Consider the following 19,935-nt stretch of genomic DNA (forward strand, 5'->3'; position numbering starts at 1 on the left):
CACGCCGAGATCAAGAACGGTCATTCGTTTTCCGTTGTGATCCTTGGCACTATTTCAAATTATCGCAACTTGCTGATAATTGCGAAAAATATGAACCACCTCACACCCGTGAAACTCGATGGCGCCGGCACTGCACCTGCCGGGAGGATCTGGGCCGTGGAAGTTGCGTTCATTCGGTGGACCTGGCTGCGTGCCGTACTGCACAACGGCTGGTGGCTGGTGACCAGCGTCTATCTGGTCGTCGACGCCGGCCTGTCCCCCGCCGAGCTGGTGCTGATCGGCGCGGTGCAGGGCGCGTTCGCCTTGGTCTTCGAAGTACCGGCCGGCGTCATCGCGGACACCATCAGCCGGAAGTGGTCGCTGGTCGTATCCCAGTTGCTGATGGGTACGGCGATGATCGCCACCGGCCTCTTCGAGTCGTTCCCGGCGCTGCTCGCGACGCAGGTGCTGTGGGGGATCTCGTGGACCTTCGCGAGCGGGTCGGACGTCGCGCTGATCACCGACGAGCTGGACCGGCCGGACGAGATCAACCTCGTCCTCACCCGCGCTGCCCGCGCTCAGTTGACCGGTGCGGCCACCGGCCTGATCCTGCTCGGTCTACTCGCCTGGGCAACCCGTCGGGACGTCACGATCGTGATCGCCGGCGCCGCGATGGGCGCGCTCGCGCTATACGTCGTGCTCCGCTTCACCGAGCACAACTTCGTACCGGTCCGTACTGCCCGCTGGTCCACCTCATGGCGTACGTTCCGCCGCGGCCTCACGCTCGTACGCCGGAGCCGCGCGCTGCTGCTGATCTTCGGCGCGACGTTCCTGGTGAACGGTGCCTCCGACGCGGCCGGCCGGCTTACCCAGAAACAGCTCCTGGACCTCGGACTGCCGACCGCGCCGGACCCGATGATCTGGTTCACCGGACTCGGCGTGGCCGGTCTCGTGGTCGGGGCGATCGTCCTCCGGCTGGCCGCCCGCCGGATCAGCGGCGCCCATGCCGGTACGGACTACGCGCTCGCGGCGCTGGCCGGCGTACTGAGCATGCTGCTGTTCGCGTTTGCCTGGGAACCGGTCGTCGGCGCGATCGCGGTCGTCCTGCTGACCGGTGTCGTCACGCCGCTGACCCGGGTGATCAGCACGATCTGGGTCAACGCCCGGACCACCACCGACATCCGCGCGACCACGCACTCGTTCCTCTCTCAGGTCGAGTACCTCGGCGAGATCGTCTGCGGTCTGGCGATCTCCGCGGTCGCGCGGCTCGCGAACCTTCCACTCGCGCTGGTCGGCTGCGCGGTACTGTTCGCCGCCACCGCCGTCCTGATGCGTCAGCCGACCAACGAAGACGCGGCGGTGTAGGTGTTGCAGGCGGCCGGGGTTGCCGCGTCGAAACCGGCCGTCGTCCAGCGCGCGTGGTTCGCGCCCTTGCCGTGGTCGTGCTCGGTGTCGATGGTGTCCAGGATCGCCTTCCGCCAGACCACCAGCCAGTCCGGCGTCACCGGGAAGTAGTTGCGGTCGGCACCGATGTAGGCGCCGCTGAAACAGGACGCCTGCAACTCCATCCGCCGGGTTCCTTCGAGCTGCGCTTCGACGCCGTTCAAGGTCTGGTCATGCTTGTACAACGCGGTCAGGATGCCGGTCAGCGCCTGCACGTGATGCCCGTACTCGTGCCCGATCTCCAGCGCCATCCAGGCCCGCGCCCAGTCCGGATCGTCCTTGGCGATGTCGAGGTGCGTCGCGGCGTCCATGTAGATGGTGCCGCCGCAGTAGTAGTCGCGCCCGTCGTCGACCGTGCACGGTGAGGACGGCGACTGGCCGAGTACGACGACGAGCTTCGGTTCGGTGAAGGTGAAGCCGGCCTTGCGGATCACGGGCGCCCAGGCCTTGTTCAGGCAGGCCAGGTACTGCGTGAAGTACGCGCGGACGTTCGCCAGCGAGGTCGGTTCGTACGCCGGCTCGGCGCAGCGCGCGGACGGGAGCGGACCGACCCGGTAGATCGGGTTGTTGACCAGCGTGGCCGGCATCGGCGGCGCCGAGACCGGGGCGGTCGAGTCGGCGCCCGGGGTGTCCGACGTCGTCGTCGGCATCGCCTCACGGGCCTTGGCCACCTCGGAGGCGGCGGCCGCGTCGGCGTCCGAGGTGGAGCTCTTCGGCGTACAGCCGGTCAACAGGATCACTGCGGCGGCGCAGGACGCGAGGAGGGCCCGTGGGTTCACAGGTGGAATGTAGACCAACAGACCGCCACGCCGCGCTGCCAGGACAACCCCCGCGGTTGTGAATGATTATCGAATGCATGCGGATCAGCCGTTTCTTCTTGACGGCCGCCCTCCTGATCGGCGTGCTCGTACCGACGCCTGCGCAGGCAGCGGCGACCTTCCCACGTATCGATGCCAGTGGCTTCCAACTCGTCTCCGGCGACACCTTCGCGACGTACGCCGCCCGGGTCGCGCAGCTGGAGACCAAACCACAGCTAGCGCCGGTCGGCGTCAGCGAAGTGCTCGCGGCGTCCAACCGGACCGGTCGGCCGTTGTGCCACGGCACGTACCTGAACGCGTCGCTCAACCCACAAGGGTTCTGTTGGCAGGACGGTGAGGACGACGCGCAGAACGTCTGGATACCGCAGGGTGTCAGCGGCTCCGGCGACGCGCAACCGGCCGGCGGCGCCCGACGGGTAGTAGTCGCGACCTGGCACAACAGCGACGACAGTGCGATCCGGGTGTCGTTCCTGGACGTGGCGACGAACAAATACCGGCATGTGCTGCTGGTGGAGCCCACTGCCGACGGGAACTTCCAGGCGATCGCGGGGCACGGCCACGGGCTGTTCTGGTCCGGCAACATGCTCGTAGTGGCCACAGGCGGATCCGTACTGCGGGTGTTCGACCTGCGGCACATCTGGCGTACCGACACCAGCACCGGTGAAGTCGGCTTGGGTACTGACGGCAAGTACCACGCGCTCTGGCATGCGTTCGCGCTGCCGCAGGTCGGTGCGTATTGGTACGCCGGTGGCGGCTGCGCCAACACGACCGGTGCCAAGCCGTGCTTCGCCTCGCTAGGAGTCGACCACGGTGGCACTGGTTCGTTCGTCGCGGCTGAACACACCACTCGCGGTGGCGGCCGGATCGTACGTTGGCCACTGGACGAAAGCACCGGACTGCCCCGCGCGGGCGCTGACGGTGTCGTACACGCGGTGGAAGCGTTCGACTCGCCGGTGTGGGGCATGCAGGGCGCGGTGTCGTACAACAACGAGTTCGTCATCTCCGGGGTGTGTCCGGAGTACGCGGGGAACATCGGGGACGGCATCGACTACCCGAGCTGCCTGCACCGCGGTACTGGCGGAGTGTCCACTTCGTCCTGGACCAAGGCACCGAAGAACACCGAGAACCTGTCGTACTGGCCCGCCACGCACGAGCTCTGGCTGATCAGTGAGCAGCTACGCGAACGCGTGACCGTGCATGTGCCCTTTCCCTGAGGGTTGACCACTCGCCTGTAAGGATGGGCGGGTGAGTGAGTTCTGGAACAGCATCACGTCGGTCCAGCCTGATCCGTCGTCGCGGTTGGTGATCGGTACCGGGGTGGTCGCGCTGCTGCTGATCGCGTGGCGGCCGATCTGGCAGTACACGCGGCAGGTCGTGACAATCGCGCACGAAGGCGCGCACGGTCTGATCGCGGCACTGGTCGGCCGGAAGCTGTCCGGGATTCGCCTGCACTCGGACACGTCCGGTGTCACTGTGTCACGCGGGCGCCCTACTGGCGCGGGCATGATCGCGGTACTACTGGCCGGGTACCCGGGTCCCGCGTTGTTCGGCTTGGCCGCCGCGTTCGTACTGAGCCGTGGGTACGCGGTTGCACTGCTGTGGGGTTTGCTGGTCGCGCTGCTCATTCTGCTGCTGCAGATCCGCAACCTGTACGGGCTGTGGTCGGTGCTGGTTTTCGGCGCACTGGTCTTCGGGGTGTCCTGGTGGGGCTCACCGTCGGTGCAATCGACGTTCGCGCACCTGTTGACCTGGTTCCTCCTCCTGGCCGCGCCGCGCGCGGTGCTGGAGCTACAGCATTCACGGCGACGCGGGCAGGGCCGCAGCTCGGATGCCGATCAGCTCCGGAGGCTGACCGGGGTGCCGGCGTTGCTGTGGGTCGGCGTGTTCGGTCTGGTCACTCTCGGCTGCCTGGCGGTCGGCGTCGTGTGGTCCGGTGTACTTCCTGGCTAGAAGTGTCGGGCCTGGGGTCTACCGTGGCGGACATGAAGACGAGTGAACTGCTGATCGATGCACACAGCCGGATCAAGGAAGTCGTGCACGCCGTGGTGGCGGGGCTCGACGACAAGACGCTCGCCACCCGGCCGGGCCCGTCGGCCAACTCGATCGCTTGGCTGGTCTGGCACCTGACCCGCGTCCAGGACGACCACCTGGCCGACGCCGGCGGATACGAGCAGGTCTACACCGCCGACGGCTGGCACGAGCAGCTCGGGCTGTCGCTCGACGCGGCCGACACCGGCTACGCGCACACGCCGGAGCAGGTCGAGCTGGTCAAGCTGAACGCCGACCAACTCGTCGGGTACTACGACGCCGTGCACGCGCGTACGGTCGGGTTCCTCCGGCTGCTGAGTGACGACGACCTGGACCGGATCGTCGACCGACGGTGGGACCCGCCGGTCACACTCGGAGTTCGACTCGTCAGCGTCATCGACGACTGCGCCCAGCACGCCGGGCAGGCGGCGTACGTGAAGGGTCTGCTCAGCTGAGCGTGGTTTGCCAGAGGGTCGCGCCGGCGATCAGGTAGAGCTTGTGATCCGGCAGGAGCGCGGCGTTGATCACCGGTCCGGCCGGGCCAGTCGAGTCCTGTACGGTCCAGTGCCCGTCCTGCCCGCTGACCAGCTTCACCTTGTTGTCCTGAGCAACGACCTGGACGATGGTGTCGCCGTTGACGACCGGCGGCGGCAGCTTGTCCTTGTCCCCGACCGGGATCGACGGAACGCCCTGGAGCCGCTTCGCCGTGCCGGCCGCGTCCAGCCGCCAGAGCGCGAGCTGACCGTCGACGTAGCCGGAGATCACGCAGTCCTTGCTGCACGTTGCCGTGTTCGCCTGACTGCGGTTGCCTGGATCGGGCAGAACGATCCGCGACCAGCCCTGGTTGAGCTTCGTGGACCACCAGACCGCTGCTTCCTGCGCGACCACGCCGGGCGCGAGTCGTACCTGCGAGCCGGCAAGCACGATCCGCTCGCCCAGCGTCGTACCGAAACCAGGTCCGACCAGGAGGGACGGCGTGCTCTGCAGGGCCGTCTTTGCCGGGTTCTGCCGGGTCCACTTCGCGTCGGAGCCTTGCGGTAGCCAGACCATCGCGTCGTTGCCGGTCTGTACGCCACCCCACGAGCCGAGCAGCGCCCGGCCGTCCGGCGTGATCACCGCGCTGTACAAGTCACCCGCGGTTTGGCCGCCGAAGGTGAAGAAGTCCTGTGGATGCTCCACCAGTCCGGTCTGCGGACTGCCGGTCCAGACAGTCCAGCGGGTGTTGGAGTGCGCGCCGCCGGCCGCTCCGCCAAGTGCGAGCAGTTGCTTGCCGTCGTACGCGATCGAGTACCAGATCGCTTCGAACGCGTACGGGCTGGCTGGGTTGGGCTTGACCGGGATCGAGGTGCGTTTGCCGGTCGCGTCGAGGAGCTGGAGCTCGGGTACTACCTTCGCGCCGCGGTGCCGTAGGCCGACGAGCAGTTGGTTGTCGTGGGCTGTCAGGGTGACCGGCTCGGCCGGGCCGACGTCCACCTTCGTCCAGGTCACTGGCGCGGGTGCGGGCGATTTGGCGGTAGTGCAGGCGACGAGGGTCGCGACCAGCAACATCGCGACCGCGACACGGCGGCCACCGGCTCGTACTGTGTGGCTCACGTCAGCGGCTCACGTCGTCGACTCACGCGGTTGCTCACGTCGGTGGCTCTGGTCAGCGGCTTTGCGGCAGTTTGGTGGTCTTCTTGCGGGCGGTCCGCGGCGCGGACGGTGGCGGTACGAGCGGGCCGATGTCGCCGTCCGGAGCAGTGTCCAGGTCGATGATCACCGGCGCATGATCGCTCGGCCCGGTCCCCTTCCGCGCCTTGCGATCGATCCACGCCGCCTTGACCCGCTCCGCGACCGGATCAGTGGTGAGCATCAGGTCGATCCGCATCCCCAGGTCCTGGTGGAACATGCCCGCGCGGTAGTCCCAGTAGCTGAAAACCCGGTCCTCCGGCCAGCGTTCCCGGACCACATCGTGCAGGTCCTTGGCTGCCATCAAGTCCGCGAGCGCCTGCCGTTCCGGTGCGGTCACATGCGTGTGGCCTACGTACGCGGCGGGATCGAAGACGTCGGCATCGGTCGGCGCGATGTTCATGTCGCCGCAGACGATCTGCTCGTCCGGACCGCCCGCGACGACCTCCGTCAGCGCCTTCAGCCAGGCGAGCTTGTACTGGTAGTGGTCGGAGTCCGGGACGCGCCCGTTCGGGACGTACAGCGAATGAATCCGGATGCCACCGCAGGTCGCCGCGACCGCCCGCGCCTCCGGATGCGGGAAGCCGGGCGCGCCGGCGACCCCGGTGACGACCTCGTCCAGGCCGACCTTCGACAGCAGGGCGACCCCGTTCCACTGCGGTTCGCCGGACAGACCGATCTCGTACCCGCGGCCGGTCAGCTCGTCGCCGAGCAGCGCGGTGAACGCGTCATCGGTCAGCTTGGTCTCCTGCAGGCAGACAACGTCCGGCTGCCGCTCGTCCAGCCAGCCGAGCAACCGCGGCATCCGCTGCTTGACCGAATTCACGTTCCAGGTCGCGACTCGCATTCGAGCAAGATTACGCGCGGCCCCCGCGGAATGGGACGTCGTAGTCGAAGATCCAGTCGTTACGGTGGTCCGCGCCGGCCTTGCGCAGGAAGATCGGCAGCATCAGGTCCCGGATCGCGACCGACAGCCGGGACTTCGACACCCGCTTCTGCTTGTCGATTCCGGCCGCGTACGCGACCAGCTTCTCGGCCCGGTCCCGGCGCGCGTCCTCGTACGCCTGGAAGTCGCGCTTCGGCTCGCTCAGGTGGTTCGCGAGTACGACCGCGTCCTCCAGTGCCATCGACGCGCCCTGTCCGGCCGACGGACTGGTCGCGTGCACCGCGTCGCCGACCAGCACCGCCCGGTCGTGCCACCACGGCTGCACGCGCGGCAACCGGAAGATCGGGTACACCGTCACCGGGCCCTTGGTCGCGGCCAGGATCTGCGGCACCGGCGCCGGGTCGTCCGAGTGCAGGTCGCGCAGCCGCGCGAGCCAGTCGTCGGACGTCGCGCCACTGCCGATCAGCCCACTCCGGTCGGCCGGCGGCGCATCGGCGGTGAGGTTCGCGAACCAGAACACCGTCCCGTCCTCCCGGACCAGGTATCCGAAGAAGGACCGCGCTCCGAAGACGAAGTGCTGAATGCCCGGCGTCGGTTCGAGACCTGGCACGTGCGCGAATCCCCCACTGCCCAAGAGCCCGGTGAAGGTCGGTACGACGTCCGGCGCGACGTACTTGCGGACGGCCGACCCGATGCCGTCCGCGCCGATGATGACGTCGCCCTCCTCCTCGGTACCGTCCGTGAACCGCGCGGTGACACCGCCCACGTGCTGATGGACCTCAGCCAGTCGGCGCCCGTACGTGAGCTTGACGCCTTCCTGCTCCGCGCCGTCGCGGATGACCTCGTGCAGCCAGGAGCGACGGACCACCACGCCGCCGTCGGCGGGACGCTCGGCCGGACCGTTCGGGACCACTCCGAGCTGCTTGCCGCGTCCGCTCCACATCACCATGTTCGGCGCCGGGTGCGCGTCGGACAGCAACCGCTCCTCGAGCCCGAGCGTCGAGAGCACGCGGCGCCCGTTGACGGCGATGTTCAGGAACAGCCCCGCGAACGGGTCGGGCTCGCTGCGTGCCTCGAAGACCGGCGCCTCCCAGCCGCTCCGGGTCAGCAGGGTGGCGACAGCGGGTCCGGCGACGCCGGCACCGATGACAAGGGCCTTGGGCATGCGCGCTCCTCTAGAGTGGACGATCCGATTGCTCGTATCTGTATTCTCTCACTTAGCGAGAGAATATCGTGAGGAGATACCGATGACCAAACGGGAGTCCCTGCTGGACGACTCCGCCCGCCTGATGCGCGACTTCATGACCTACTCCGTGCTCTATCAGGACTCGGTCGCCCGAGCGGCCGGTCTGACCGCCAGCGACCTGCAGGCGCTCGGCATGCTGATCAACGACGGCCCGGCGTCCCCTGGTGTGCTCGCCGGCCGGACCGGGATCAGCGCGGGCGGCGGGATCACGCAGCTGGTCGACCGGCTGGAAAGCGCCGGCTTCGTCCGCCGGGAACGCAGCGCGACCGACCGGCGACGGGTGGTCGTCTCGCCGGTGCTTCCGGAGGTCGAGCGCCGGGTCGGGCCGTTGTACGCGCGGATCGGCGCGGAGTGGCGGGAGTACCTGGAGTCGCTGAGTGACGACGACCTGCGGGTCTGCGTGAACTTCATGACCGCGGCCGTGGACATCAACCGGCGGCATCTCGGCGACTGACCGGCGCGGTTATCCACAGTTCCGAAAGTCACCGGGGAATCGTGGGCCCGATCACGGCACTCTCTTGGGCAAGGAGATGTGAAGGAGCGGGGAGCGCGGATGGCGGAGCTCGACTGTGAACCGGCAGACGTGACGGCTTTGGTGGCGTACCTGCGCGACATCGGGCAGCACGAACTACTCACGACGGAAGAGGTGAACGAGCACTCGTACTGGATCGAGGCGGGCGTGCTCGCGGCGGACCGGTTGTCCGGCGATCCGGGGCGGCACGACCCGGCCGACCTGCGGCAGGTGGTCGTGCTCGGACAGGATTCCTGGCGGCGGATGATCGAAGGCAATCTACGGCTGGTGGTGTCGCTCGCGCGGCGCTACTCCGGGAAAGGAATCTCACTGCTTGACCTGATCCAGGAGGGCAACATCGGCTTGATGCGCGCGGTCGAACGGTTCGACCATCGGCTCGGGCACCGGTTCTCGACGTACGCGATCTGGTGGATCCGGCAGTCGATCGGGAGAGCGATCTCGGATCGATCCAGGCTGGTGCGGATGCCCGCGCAGGCGTACGCGGACTCGTCCCGGGTGATGACCAGCCGGCACGAGCTCACCCAGCAACTCGGGCGCGAGCCGAGTACGCGTGAGCTCGCGATGGCGACCGGGCTGACGGTCGCGCGGGTGGAGCGGGCGCAGGCGTGGCGGATGCATCCCGAGACGCTCGATCTCGACGGGGCCGATCCGGTCGTCGAGGACGAGCCGATCGTGCTCCGCGCCGCGCTGCGCCGGGACATCGCGCACCACCTGCAGTTCCTCGACGACTTGCACATCTCCGTCGTGCAGCACCGGTTCGGGCTGCACGGTCACATCCCCTGCACGCTTGAGGAGACCGCCACCCAGCTCGATCTGACCCCAGAACGCGTCCGCACACTCGAACGGGAAGCACTCCGCCAGCTACGCCGCCGAGCACTCCCCCAACTCCGCGACTACGTCGCCTGAGGGCCTGCTTGGAGGGGCTGGAATGATGTGACTGTGAGACTTTTGCGTACCGCCTGGCCCCGTGAGCTGAGCGAAGCCGTGACCGCGGCCGCTCGGCACGAGACCGGTGGCAAGGAGGACATCCTGGCCGCCGTGCAGCTGACCAACGGGCGCTGGGTGGCCGGCACGCGGGCAGCGGTGTACCTGCCGTCGGACTCGGCGGACGCGGACCGCCGGGTCGGCTGGGAGCGGATCGAGCGCGCCAACTGGGACGCCGAGGCCTCCGTCCTGCACGTGTACGAGACCACCGACTTCGGGACACCGCTGCGCGCCACCGAGCTCAAGGTCGAGAACCCCGCGCGGTTCGGTCAGCTGCTGCGCGAGCGCGTCGACGCGAGCATCGTCATCCAGCGCCACATTCCGCTGGCAGGCAAACGCGGCGTCCGCGTCGTCGGCCGCCGCAACCCGGCCGCCACCGACGCCCCGGTGAGCTGGAACCTCGTTCTGGACAAGGGATTGGAGCCCGAACAGCCCGGCGTCCTGGACGCCGCCGAGGCGGCCCTCCGGGAGGTCCGCGACGAGTTCGGAATCTGATCCGACAGCCACCCGAATCTCGTTTTTGTAGTTCGCCGCCGTCCTGCTAACCTACTCAAGTCCTCGGGGTTAGAGGCAATAAGAGACACCAAGCAGCACCTGATCCCGCGTAGCTCAATTGGCAGAGCAGCCGGCTGTTAACCGGCAGGTTACTGGTTCGAGTCCAGTCGCGGGAGCAAACAACAGCCGGTCTCCACACGGAGCCCGGCTTTTTCGTGTTCACCTGTCGCGGCACGGCAGCAGGCAGTCCCCGACCCGTCGCGACGGGTTGTCCCGCCGCGTTGAGGGTTCGGCTGGCTGCACCAGTGCGGAACCCCCAACGCGAGTACAGAAGCGCGCCGGCCTACTTGCCTTTCTTCCGGTCGATCGCTCGCTGGATGCGGTGTTGCGGCTGACCGGTGAGCTTCGCGAGCAGCGGCACGCGGTACTTGTACGCCGCGATCGCGCCGACCACGATCACCAGGAAAATGAACCAGCCCATCGGGGTTCCCTTCGTCCGGAGCTGCCTCCATCATGCCTGGTCAGACCTAATTTCCCCTCAGTCAAACCCCTGACCCACCCCTGATTTCGGCGCGGCTGACAAAACCGGCTCCGGTTTCGTCGAAGGGGCGAGTTCGATCGATTGCCCGGAGGGTCAATGTTCGTCACGTACGCCGCTGTCACGATCTTCGCCGCACTGCTGTACGCCAGCGCGGCTGTGGTCTACCTGATCGGCCACGAGTTCCCCAAAGCCCAGATGGACATCAAACGCCTGCCCCGCTCCTGGGTGCCGGTGTTCGGCGTGCTGCTCGCGGCCGGCGCGCTGGGTCTGGTCGGTGGGTTCTGGCTCCCGATGCTGGGACTGCTCGCCGCCTACAGCCTGGTCCTGTACTTCCTCGGCGCGCTCCTCGCCCACCTCAGAGTCGGCTCCCGCAAGCTGGGCAATTGGGCGTTCTTCTTCATCACCTCAGTCGCCGCGCTGGCAGTCAACCTGCTCTATCACTGGACCTGATCGGCCAGCAGCACCCGCGCGAGCGTCTCGGCCCACCACCGCTCCACGCGGTCAGGCGACCAGCCGCGCTCGCCGGTGAGGGTCTGGTACACATCCACATTGCACAGACCCGCGTACACGTCCACGGCTGACATCACGTCCAGACCCGCGCGCAGCACGTTCTTCGCCCAGGCGGAGAACACTGCGACGCGGGTCTGGTCGGCTTTGCCGCGCCCTTCGCGGTACACGGCGCCCAGCTCCGGTTCGACCCGGCCGGCCTCGCGTACAAGCAGGATGACGTCGGCGGCGCGCTCGTACAGCCGCCGGTCGAATCCGGCCATCGCGGCGAGCTGTAGCACCGGACTGCCCTTCGCAGCCTCCAGCTCGGCGACCTGACGATCCAGATCGCCGGACAGGTCCGCCGAGTCGGCCAGCGCCTGCGTAAGACCGGTCTTGTTCCCGTACACGGCGTAGACCGTCGGGGTGGACACACCGGCCTCGCGCGCCACGTCGCGCACGGTGGTGGCGGCCCAGCCGTTGCTGACGAACAGCCTGCGCGCGGCATCGGCGATCTCCGCACGGGTCTGCAGCGCCTGCGCCGTCCGGCGGATCGAGTCGTACCGCCGGCGCTCCGCCTCTGCTCCCATGCCCGCACCCTAACCGGCTCGACACTTTACGCTGCTTATAATGAATATGATCAGCGTAAGAATTCATCGAGAGGCAGGCAAGTGAAGCTCGTGATCTTCGGGGCCAACGGCCCGACCGGACGTCTCACCACCGCCCAGGCACTCGCCGAGGGCCACACCGTCACCGCAATCACCCGGCACCCCGAGACGTTCCCACTCACTGACGACGCGCTGACCGTCACGAAGGCGGACGCCCTCGACCCCGACGCCGTACACCGAGTGGTCGCCGGGCACGACGCGGTCATCTCGACGCTCGGCGTCCCGTACGGCTCCGAGGCCCCGACCACCCTTTCCGAAGCCGGCGCCCACATCGTCAAGGCGATGACCGCACACGGCATCCAGCGCCTGGTGTGCGTGACGTCGACCGGCGTACCGATGAAACCTCCGCCCGGCGAGACGCTCGTCTATCGCAAGGTCGTCATCCCGATGCTGCTCAAAATGGGCCGCCCGCTCTACGAGGACGCCGCCCGCCTGGAGCAGCTCCTCGCCGCCACCAACCTGAACTGGACGGTCCTCCGCCCTTCCGGCCTCTTCGACGGCGACCGCATCACCAAGTACACCGTCGGCGCACCCCAGCTGATCGGCCGCTTCACGTCCCGCCGCGACCTGGCCGACGCCCTCCTCAACGAAGCCACCGCTCCAACCCACCCACGCGCCGTCATGGAGGTCATCACCACCGAAAACACCCCCAGCGTCTACCGCGTATTCCTCAAGGAAGCCCTCCGCCTCGGCCCCAAGTCCTGACCCACGATTCCACCCCAACACCCCCAACCAGCTACGATCACCCGCACACGGGGCGGTAGCTCAGCTGGTTAGAGCACGGAACTCATAATTCCTTGGTCACGGGTTCGAGTCCCGTCCGCCCTACTCCAGTCCCTTCCTGTACAGCGCGTGATCTGCTGGCCGGCTGGGCATGATCAGAGCGGGGAGCATTGCGGCGGCGGCGATGGTGAGGGCGGTCGCGGCGAGTAGTGCTGCGCTCCAGCCATGCGTGGCTGCTTCCGGCGAGTCCGAGGTCGCTACGGAGGTGCTGATCGTGGTCAGGACCGCTAGACCCAAGGCCCCACCTATCTGCTGCGCGGCGTTGAACAGCGCTGAGGCGATACCGGAGTCGGCGGGACCAGCGCTGGACATCGCGGCCGCGGTGAGCGGAACGAACGTCAGCCCCAGCCCGAAGCCCGCAACGACCAGACCGGGCAGCAAGATCGTGGCATAGCCGGACGCCGGTTCAATCCTGGCCAGCAGCGCCAAGCCAATCGCCACCAGCGCCACGCCGGCCGCTGACAGCCGGCCAGGCCTGACCCGTTCGGCCAGCGCGCCGGAAATCCGTGCCGCGACAGCGATCGCGGCGGTCATCGGAACGAACGCAAGACCGACATATACCGGGTCCCTGCCCTGCACCGTGGACAAGAAGAGGCTGACGAAGAAGAACAGTGCATAAATCGCCACGCCGAGGATCAACCCGGCGATGTCCGCGGCGACAACTGTCCGGCTGCCCAGGACGCCGGCTGGTACAAGCTTGGCCCGGCGAGTGACCTGCAGAACCACGAAAACCACCAGCAGCGCCACAGCGACCAGCAGAACGAGAACGGTGGCCGCATTCCAGCCGTGCTCTGATGCTCTGATCAGGCCGAACACCAGCAGTGTCAGACCGCCAGTGGCCGTCGCCGCACCGGCCAGATCGATCGCCGAGCCGCGCACCCCTCGCGCCGGCGGCAACACCAGCAGACCGAGGACGATCACGACGGCAACGATCGGCACGTTGATCCACAACACCCAGCGCCACGAACTCACCTCGGTCAACACCCCGCCCACTACCGAACCGAGCGCGGTACCTCCGGCGGTCACGCCAGCCCAGATCCCGAACGCGAGCGTCCGCCCCTTGCCTGGCGCGAACACATCCATCACCAATGCCATCGCCGCCGGCGCCATCAGCGCCGCACCCGCGCCTTGAACAGCCCTCGCCCCGACCAGAACCAACTGGTGCCCGGCCGCGCCACCTGCCAGCGACGCGACACCGAACGCGACCGCGCCGAGCAGGAACATCCGGCGGTGACCGAACCGGTCCGCGACCTTGCCGCCGACCAGCAGCAACCCACCGAACGCCAGCGTGTACGCGGTGATCACCCACTGCAGTTGCGCCGCACTGAATCCCAGCCCGGCGCGGATCGGACCCAGTGCGACATTGACGATTGTGGCGTCCACCACGATCAGCAACTGGCTTCCCGACAGCACGCCCAGCACGACCGCGGCGCGCGGGCTCAGCCGGTACTGGCCTGACGGGCTCGTTCTTGAAGTCCGCAATGTATTCACTCAACGAGCGTAGAGCCAAAGCAATCACTCGGTCAACGCATGTAGAGTGAAGCCATGGTGGACGACGGACCGCTGTCACGGGCCGAGCGGCGACAGCGCACGGAGGCAGCGATTCTGACGGCCGCGCGCCGTCAGTTCGGCGAGTTGGGGTACGAGCGGACCAGCATCCGCGGAGTGGCCGGCGAAGCGGGCATCGACCCTGCGTTGGTGATGCAGTTGTTCGGCAGCAAGGAGCGGCTGTTTTCGGCCGCCGCCGCGTCCGGGGCCGAGCTCGGCGCGTTGACGAACGCGACGGCCGGCGACCTGGCGCGGGCTGCCGCCGCGCACCTGTTCGCGGAGTTCGAGGACCCCGAGCGCCGCGGTGAGGCCGCGACGCTCCTGCGTAGTTGCCTCACCCATCCCGCGGCAGGGGAGGTGCTCCGCGATCAAGTCATGGCGCCGGCCCAGGCAGCCGTCGCCGCGACGATCGGCGGCGACGACAGCGAGCTTCGCGCCGCGGTCCTGAACGCCTGCACCCTCGGCGTGACGATCACCCGGTACCTTCTCCAGGATCCCGTCCTCGCCGCCGCCGACCGCCAGGACGTCGAAGAGATCCTCCGGCCGGCGTTGCAGGCCGTCATCGACGGCACAGCCGACTAGGCTCGCCCCGACCCGCTGGTGTGGGCGGACGCAGCGGTTTCGTATTCTCGCGGCATGGTTGATACGCAGACGCCTGCTCTGGAGAAACACCTGGATGCCGCGTTCGGGGTGGTGCTGGCGCGGAATCCTGGTGAGAGTGAGTTTCATCAGGCGGTTCGTGAGGTGCTGGAGTCGTTGGCGCCGGTGGTCGGGAAGCACCCGGAGTACGCGGCCGGCGCGGTGATCGAGCGGTTGTGTGAGCCGGAGCGGCAGGTCATCTTCCGGGTGCCGTGGACCGACGACGGCGGGCGGGTACGGATCAACCGTGGGTTCCGGGTCGAATTCAACTCGGCGCTCGGGCCGTACAAGGGCGGGCTGCGGTTCCACCCGTCGGTGAACCTTTCGATCGTGAAGTTCCTCGGGTTCGAGCAGATCTTCAAGAACGCGCTGACCGGGCTGCCGATCGGTGGCGGCAAGGGCGGGTCGGACTTCGACCCGAAGGGCAAGAGCGACGCGGAGATCATGCGCTTCTGCCAGTCGTTCATGACCGAGCTGTACCGGCACATCGGCGAGTACACCGACGTACCGGCCGGTGACATCGGCGTCGGCGGGCGTGAGATCGGGTATCTGTTCGGGCAGTACAAGCGCATCACCAACCGGTACGAGTCTGGGGTGCTGACCGGGAAGGGCCTCGCGTACGGCGGCAGTCAGGTACGCACCGAGGCGACCGGGTACGGCGCGGTGTTCTTCACCCGCGAGATGCTGGCGACGAAGGGCCTGGAACTGGCCGGGCGTCGCGTGATCGTGTCCGGCTCGGGCAATGTGGCGATCCACGCGGCGCAGAAGGCGCAGGAGCTGGGCGCCGAGGTGGTCGCATGCTCCGACTCGAACGGCTATGTCGTCGACGAGGACGGCCTCGACCTCGAGCTGTTGCGACAGATCAAGGTGGTCGAGCGCGGCCGGGTCGCCGACTACGCCGACCAGCGCCCGAAGGCGACGCATCACACCGACGGCTCGGTGTGGGACGTCGCCTGCGAGGTGGCGCTCCCCTGCGCCACTCAGAACGAGCTGGACGGCGCCGCTGCTCGCACGCTGGCCGACAACGGCGTACTCGCGGTCGCCGAAGGCGCGAACATGCCATGTACGCCGGAAGCGGTCGCGGTTTGGCGGGAGCGCGGCGTACTTTTCGCGCCGGGCAAGGCCGCCAATGCCGGTGGTGTCGCGACGAGCGCGCTGGAAATGCAGCAGAACGCGTCCCGCGACTCCTGGCACTTCGACCACACCGAGGCCCGCCTGGACCAGATCATGGTCGACGTCCACACCCGCTGCGCCACCGCCGCCGAGGAATACGGTGCCCCAGGCAACTATGTGGCCGGCGCCAACATCTCCAGCTTCGTCCAGGTAGCCAACGCCATGCTCGCCCTCGGCGTCATCTGACCGCGACACGGAGCTCAGACCGGGATGGAGACGTTGAACAGGCGTTCGGCGTTGTGGAGGGACTCGGTGACGATCTTCTGGCCGTTCGCCACTACGTCGTGCTGGTAGGCGGCCAGGTCCTCGGCTGAGGTCAGGGCCTGGGTGAGGCGGGCAGCATCCCACAATGCGGTGTTGGCGCCCGCGCCGGCGGCGGGGGTCATCGGATGTACGGCGTCGCCGAGCAATGTCACGCGGGACGACTGCCAGGTTGGGACCGTGACGCAGGTGCGGAGCGTGATGGGGAACGCCGCCGACGCCTCCCCGGCGGCGATCAGCAAGCGGATCGACGGATGCCAGTCGGCCACCGACCGCGTCACGATCGCCCACAGCTCGGCCGGACCCATCCCGAAGAGCTCCTCATCCGACGCGCCGAGCACCGAGTTCGTCCCGGTCAGCACCGCCATCAGATAGTCGCCGTACTCCTCCGGCGGCTCCCGGAACATCACCGGACCGAAAGCAACCCCGGTCCCCGCACCATCACTGGCAAAACAGAACCCACGCAGAAACGCTTCCGGCGCAACCGCACGAACCGCGTCCGTCAACGGCACCTTCCCGTAAATGCACCGCACCCCGATGTCCAGCACGTCGAGCTCCGGCAGCAACTGGCCGCGTACGCGCGAGCCGACCCCGTCCGCGCCGACGAGCACGTCGGCTTCAGTCGAACTCCCGTCCGCGAAGGCGATCTCGACCGACGACGACGTCTCCTCGTACGAGTCGAACTGCTTGCCGAACTCGATCACGTCGTCCAGCCCGGTCATCAACGCGCGCCGGAACGCGTACCGATCCACCGACGTCACCGCATCCGGACCCGCCACCGGGAACACCTGCTCGAACTGCTTGTTCAGCTGTGAGTCGAACCCCGCGACCAGGTCACCCGGCCGCGTCGCCGTCGCGATCACCCGGCGGCGTACGGCGTCGGGCAGCGTCGCCGCCAGTGCCTCCTCACCCACCGGGCTGATGTGAATCCGGTACCCCTGGTTGCGATGCCGCGGCGACGGATCCCGCTCGAACAACCGCACGTCGACGCCCGCCTTGAGCAGCCCGTGCGCGAGTGTCAGCCCGCCGATCCCCGCACCGATGATCGCTACCTTCATCGCCATCCCCAATCATCCATCCGTGAAACCGTATCAACCGTCTGGATGATTAAGTTAGCACACCGGATGGCAGTCCGCTAGGATGACGTCGTGCGGAGATCACCGGAACCGGCCGAGCGGCGGCGCGACGCCGAGCGCAGCAAGCAACAGCTGCTGGACGCGGCGGTCATCGAGTTCGGCGCGCACGGGTTCAGCGGCGCGCGGGTCAGCGAGATCGCGACCCGGGCCGGCGTCAACAAGCAATTGATCTCGTACTACTTCGGCGGCAAGGAAGGCCTGTACCGCGCGGTCGCCGACAGCTGGCGGGCCACCGAGCCGGACATCATCTCCGACGCGCACACCCTCGGCGAGGTGGTCGGGGCGTACGCGCGGGCGACGATCAAGCAACCGGACATGCTCCGGCTGCTGATCCGCGAAGGCGTCGACCGGGACACGGCCGGGAACGACCAGGACGCGCAGCACGAACGGTTCCAGGGCATGCTCGCCGACTTCCGCCGCCGCCAGACCGAAGGCGAGCTCGTGGCCGACCTGGATCCGGCGTATGCCGGTCTTGCCCTTTTCGGGCTGTCCGCGGCGCCAATGGTGTTCCCGCAGATCGCCCGCGCGCTAGGCCTCGATCCGGACAGCGATGAGTTCGCGACCAAGTACGCGGACGAGGTCGCCAAGCTGGTCGCCCTGCTCGCCGAACGCAGGTAACGAAAGGCGCGACGGCTTCGGTAGGTCAGAGCGCGCCGGAGATCGCCCGGTTGCGGAGCTCGGCCTTGTACGCCTCGAGCGCGATCAGTTCGCCGAACATCCGGTTGTACTCGTCCGCGCGATCGATCGGATTGGTCCGCTGCAGTTTCGATTTCAGGTCCTGGATCCGCCGCGCGCAGGTCAGCTCCTGGACCCGGGCCATCAGCGCATGCGCGTACTGCTCGTCGGGTTCACGGCCGAGGCGGAGCGGGTCGACCGCCAGCGCGCCGACCACCGCGGCGGCCGGGTCGTTGCCGACGGCATCGCGTACGGCGACCACCCATGCCTCGCCCGGAGCGGCCGCCGAGGGACCACCGACCTTCGCCATCGCGGCGCGGATCGCGGCCAGCCACGGGTGCGTGAAGTCGTGGTCGTCGAGCTCGTCGAACGCGACCCCGACCAGCGCCGGGTGCTGCATCGCGACCTTCAGCGCGTCCCACTCGATCGTGAACCGCTGATCCCGCGGCGAGGGAATCTCCGCGCGCGGCGCCGGGACCGGGCCACCGTCGCCGGCCGCCACTCCACCACGACCCGCCGAACCACCTGGACCGCCCTGTCCGCCGGGGCCGCCCGGCGCTTGGCGCCCGCCCCGGTCGACGGCGGGCTGACGGGCCGCGGCCCGGTGCACCTCGGAGCGCACCTGGTCGACCTCCATGCCCAGCTGCCCGGCCAGCTCCCGGGTGAACGCGTCCACCTTCGACCGGTCCCGGATGCTGATCACCAGCTTGGCTGCCTCGCGGAGCGCGTCGACCCGGGTGTCCGCGCGGTCCAGGTCGTACTTGAGCAGCACGTTCCCGAGCACGAACCGGTACAGCGGAACGCGCCGCCCGATCAGCTCGCGGACCGCCGCGTCACCCTTCTGCAGCCGCAGGTCGCACGGGTCCAGACCGTCCGGCTCGACCGCGACGTACGTCTGCGCGGCGAACGCCTGATCGCCCGCGAACGCCTTCAGCGCGGCCCGCTGACCGGCCTCGTCACCGTCGAAGGTGAAGATCACCTCGCCGCGGAACTGATCGTGGTCGAGCAGCAGCTGGCGCAGCACGCGGGCGTGGTCCTCGCCGAACGACGTACCGCAGGTGGCGACCGCGGTTTGCACACCGGCCAAGTGACACGCCATCACATCGGTGTAGCCCTCGACCACGACGGCCTGCCGGCCCTTGGCAATCTCGCGGCGGGCGAGGTCCACGCCGTACAGCACCTTGGACTTCTTGTAGATCGGGGTTTCGGGCGTGTTCAGGTACTTGGCTTCGATCCGGTCGTCGTCGAACAGCCGCCGCGCGCCGAAGCCGATCACATCCGACGACGCGTCCCGGATCGGCCACATCAGCCGGCCGCGGAACCGGTCGTACAAACCGCGCTGGCCCTCCGCGGCCAGTCCGGACGCGACCAGCTCCGCGGTACTGAACCCGCGCCCGCGCAGGTGATTGATGAGCGCCTCGCCACCACGCGGCGCGAAACCGACCCCGAAATGCACGGCGGCGTCCTTGTCGAAACCGCGCTTGTCCAGGAACTGCCGGCCGATCGACGCCTCGGCGGCACCGAACAGATTGTCGACGTAGTACTCCGCCGCGACCTTGTGCGCTTCGACCAGGCGCGGCCGCTGGTTGCCCGGTCCGCGCTGCACGGGCGCGCCGGACTCGTCGTACCGGAGCAGGATGCCGACCTTGGCGGCCAGCGTCTCGACCGCCTCGGAGAAGGTGATCTGATCGATCTTCTGGATGAAGTCGATCACGTCGCCGCCCTCTTGGCAGCCGAAGCAGTAGAAGAAGCCGCGGGCCGGGGTGACGTTGAACGACGGCGACTTCTCGTCGTGGAACGGGCAGAGGCCCTTCAGGTTGCCACCGCCGGCGTTCTTCAAGGTCACGTACGAACCGACGACGTCGTCGATCCGGGCTCGCTCGCGCACCAGCGCGATGTCCTCTTCCTTGATCCGGCCTGCCACCCCGCGAGTCTACGATCATCGG

At 68.1% G+C, this 19,935-nt stretch carries 21 protein-coding genes and 2 tRNA genes; 14 read left to right on the plus strand and 9 right to left on the minus strand.

The window, feature by feature from the left end:
* Positions 1-156: 156 nt before the first annotated feature.
* Positions 157-1,344 (plus strand): MFS transporter, encoded by a 1,188-nt coding sequence (locus HDA44_RS13695; RefSeq protein WP_337905951.1) that lies wholly within the window; start codon positions 157-159, stop codon positions 1,342-1,344.
* Here HDA44_RS13695 and HDA44_RS13700 read toward each other — a convergent pair.
* Positions 1,314-2,201, minus strand: coding sequence for a neutral zinc metallopeptidase (locus tag HDA44_RS13700; protein ID WP_184834394.1), 888 nt, complete (start codon positions 2,199-2,201; stop codon positions 1,314-1,316). The two genes, HDA44_RS13695 and HDA44_RS13700, sit on opposite strands and share 31 nt — an antisense overlap.
* Positions 2,202-2,278: 77 nt before the next feature.
* Between HDA44_RS13700 and HDA44_RS13705 the strand changes: the two genes are divergently transcribed.
* Genes HDA44_RS13705 through HDA44_RS13715 form a run of 3 tightly spaced genes read left to right on the plus strand, consistent with a single transcriptional unit; the run spans position 2,279 to position 4,723 of the window.
* Positions 2,279-3,454: a hypothetical protein gene (locus tag HDA44_RS13705; protein ID WP_184834396.1), complete on the plus strand. Its 1,176-nt coding sequence runs from the start codon at positions 2,279-2,281 to the stop codon at positions 3,452-3,454.
* Between the two features lie 31 nt (positions 3,455-3,485).
* Complete coding sequence (locus HDA44_RS13710; RefSeq protein WP_184834398.1) at positions 3,486-4,190, plus strand: M50 family metallopeptidase; 705 nt, start codon at positions 3,486-3,488, stop codon at positions 4,188-4,190.
* Between the two features lie 32 nt (positions 4,191-4,222).
* On the plus strand, positions 4,223-4,723 hold the full coding sequence (locus tag HDA44_RS13715; protein ID WP_184834400.1) for a mycothiol transferase: 501 nt from the start codon (positions 4,223-4,225) through the stop codon (positions 4,721-4,723).
* Here HDA44_RS13715 and HDA44_RS13720 read toward each other — a convergent pair.
* The 3 genes from HDA44_RS13720 to HDA44_RS13730 are packed head-to-tail and all read right to left on the minus strand — an operon-like array spanning position 4,716 to position 7,987.
* The gene (locus HDA44_RS13720) at positions 4,716-5,861 is read right to left on the minus strand and encodes a hypothetical protein (protein ID WP_337905952.1); all 1,146 of its coding nucleotides are present in this window, start codon (positions 5,859-5,861) and stop codon (positions 4,716-4,718) included. The two genes, HDA44_RS13715 and HDA44_RS13720, sit on opposite strands and share 8 nt — an antisense overlap.
* 52 nt (positions 5,862-5,913) lie before the next feature.
* On the minus strand, positions 5,914-6,783 hold the full coding sequence (locus HDA44_RS13725; protein ID WP_184834402.1) for an exodeoxyribonuclease III: 870 nt from the start codon (positions 6,781-6,783) through the stop codon (positions 5,914-5,916).
* A gap of 10 nt (positions 6,784-6,793) precedes the next feature.
* A complete protein-coding gene (locus HDA44_RS13730) occupies positions 6,794-7,987 on the minus strand; it encodes an FAD-dependent oxidoreductase (RefSeq protein WP_184834404.1) in 1,194 nt (397 codons plus the stop codon).
* Positions 7,988-8,069: 82 nt separating this feature from the next.
* On the opposite strand from HDA44_RS13730, the gene HDA44_RS13735 reads away from it, so the two are divergent.
* The 4 genes from HDA44_RS13735 (at position 8,070) to HDA44_RS13750 (ending at position 10,255) form a co-directional block, all read left to right on the plus strand.
* On the plus strand, positions 8,070-8,522 hold the full coding sequence (locus HDA44_RS13735) for a MarR family winged helix-turn-helix transcriptional regulator (RefSeq protein ID WP_184834406.1): 453 nt from the start codon (positions 8,070-8,072) through the stop codon (positions 8,520-8,522).
* Positions 8,523-8,621: 99 nt separating this feature from the next.
* Positions 8,622-9,506 (plus strand): sigma-70 family RNA polymerase sigma factor, encoded by an 885-nt coding sequence (locus HDA44_RS13740; RefSeq protein ID WP_184834408.1) that lies wholly within the window; start codon positions 8,622-8,624, stop codon positions 9,504-9,506.
* 33 nt (positions 9,507-9,539) lie between these two features.
* Positions 9,540-10,079 (plus strand): hypothetical protein, encoded by a 540-nt coding sequence (locus HDA44_RS13745; protein ID WP_184834410.1) that lies wholly within the window; start codon positions 9,540-9,542, stop codon positions 10,077-10,079.
* Positions 10,080-10,182: 103 nt separating this feature from the next.
* Positions 10,183-10,255 (plus strand) — tRNA-Asn (locus tag HDA44_RS13750).
* Positions 10,256-10,422: 167 nt separating this feature from the next.
* Here HDA44_RS13750 and HDA44_RS13755 read toward each other — a convergent pair.
* Positions 10,423-10,560 (minus strand): hypothetical protein, encoded by a 138-nt coding sequence (locus HDA44_RS13755; RefSeq protein WP_184834412.1) that lies wholly within the window; start codon positions 10,558-10,560, stop codon positions 10,423-10,425.
* Positions 10,561-10,716: 156 nt separating this feature from the next.
* On the opposite strand from HDA44_RS13755, the gene HDA44_RS13760 reads away from it, so the two are divergent.
* Positions 10,717-11,070, plus strand: a complete 354-nt coding sequence (locus tag HDA44_RS13760) for a DoxX family protein (protein WP_184834414.1) — start codon at positions 10,717-10,719, stop codon at positions 11,068-11,070.
* Here the strand turns inward: HDA44_RS13760 and HDA44_RS13765 are convergent.
* Positions 11,058-11,696: a TetR/AcrR family transcriptional regulator gene (locus HDA44_RS13765; RefSeq protein WP_184834416.1), complete on the minus strand. Its 639-nt coding sequence runs from the start codon at positions 11,694-11,696 to the stop codon at positions 11,058-11,060. The two genes, HDA44_RS13760 and HDA44_RS13765, sit on opposite strands and share 13 nt — an antisense overlap.
* Positions 11,697-11,777: 81 nt before the next feature.
* Here HDA44_RS13765 and HDA44_RS13770 point away from each other — a divergent pair, with 81 nt between their 5' ends.
* Positions 11,778-12,479 (plus strand): NAD(P)H-binding protein, encoded by a 702-nt coding sequence (locus tag HDA44_RS13770; protein WP_184834418.1) that lies wholly within the window; start codon positions 11,778-11,780, stop codon positions 12,477-12,479.
* 49 nt (positions 12,480-12,528) lie between these two features.
* Positions 12,529-12,602 (plus strand) — tRNA-Ile (locus HDA44_RS13775).
* On the opposite strand, the gene HDA44_RS13780 is transcribed toward HDA44_RS13775, so the two are convergent.
* Complete coding sequence (locus tag HDA44_RS13780; protein ID WP_337905958.1) at positions 12,600-14,048, minus strand: MFS transporter; 1,449 nt, start codon at positions 14,046-14,048, stop codon at positions 12,600-12,602. The two genes, HDA44_RS13775 and HDA44_RS13780, sit on opposite strands and share 3 nt — an antisense overlap.
* 54 nt (positions 14,049-14,102) lie before the next feature.
* On the opposite strand from HDA44_RS13780, the gene HDA44_RS13785 reads away from it, so the two are divergent.
* Together HDA44_RS13785 and gdhA are read left to right on the plus strand one after the other, a co-directional pair.
* Positions 14,103-14,687, plus strand: a complete 585-nt coding sequence (locus HDA44_RS13785) for a TetR/AcrR family transcriptional regulator (RefSeq protein ID WP_202887350.1) — start codon at positions 14,103-14,105, stop codon at positions 14,685-14,687.
* A 54-nt stretch (positions 14,688-14,741) separates the two neighbouring features.
* Positions 14,742-16,103, plus strand: a complete 1,362-nt coding sequence (gdhA, locus tag HDA44_RS13790; RefSeq protein ID WP_184834420.1) for an NADP-specific glutamate dehydrogenase — start codon at positions 14,742-14,744, stop codon at positions 16,101-16,103.
* A 14-nt stretch (positions 16,104-16,117) separates the two neighbouring features.
* Here gdhA and HDA44_RS13795 read toward each other — a convergent pair whose 3' ends face one another.
* On the minus strand, positions 16,118-17,242 hold the full coding sequence (locus HDA44_RS13795) for an FAD-dependent oxidoreductase (RefSeq protein WP_184834422.1): 1,125 nt from the start codon (positions 17,240-17,242) through the stop codon (positions 16,118-16,120).
* Between the two features lie 84 nt (positions 17,243-17,326).
* Between HDA44_RS13795 and HDA44_RS13800 the strand changes: the two genes are divergently transcribed.
* Positions 17,327-17,932: a TetR family transcriptional regulator gene (locus tag HDA44_RS13800; RefSeq protein ID WP_184834425.1), complete on the plus strand. Its 606-nt coding sequence runs from the start codon at positions 17,327-17,329 to the stop codon at positions 17,930-17,932.
* Between the two features lie 25 nt (positions 17,933-17,957).
* On the opposite strand, the gene dnaG is transcribed toward HDA44_RS13800, so the two are convergent.
* Complete coding sequence (dnaG, locus tag HDA44_RS13805; protein ID WP_184834427.1) at positions 17,958-19,913, minus strand: DNA primase; 1,956 nt, start codon at positions 19,911-19,913, stop codon at positions 17,958-17,960.
* Between the last annotated feature and the right edge of the window lie 22 nt (positions 19,914-19,935).

Source organism: Kribbella solani (genome assembly GCF_014205295.1).
Classification (GTDB): Bacteria; Actinomycetota; Actinomycetes; order Propionibacteriales; family Kribbellaceae; genus Kribbella; species Kribbella solani.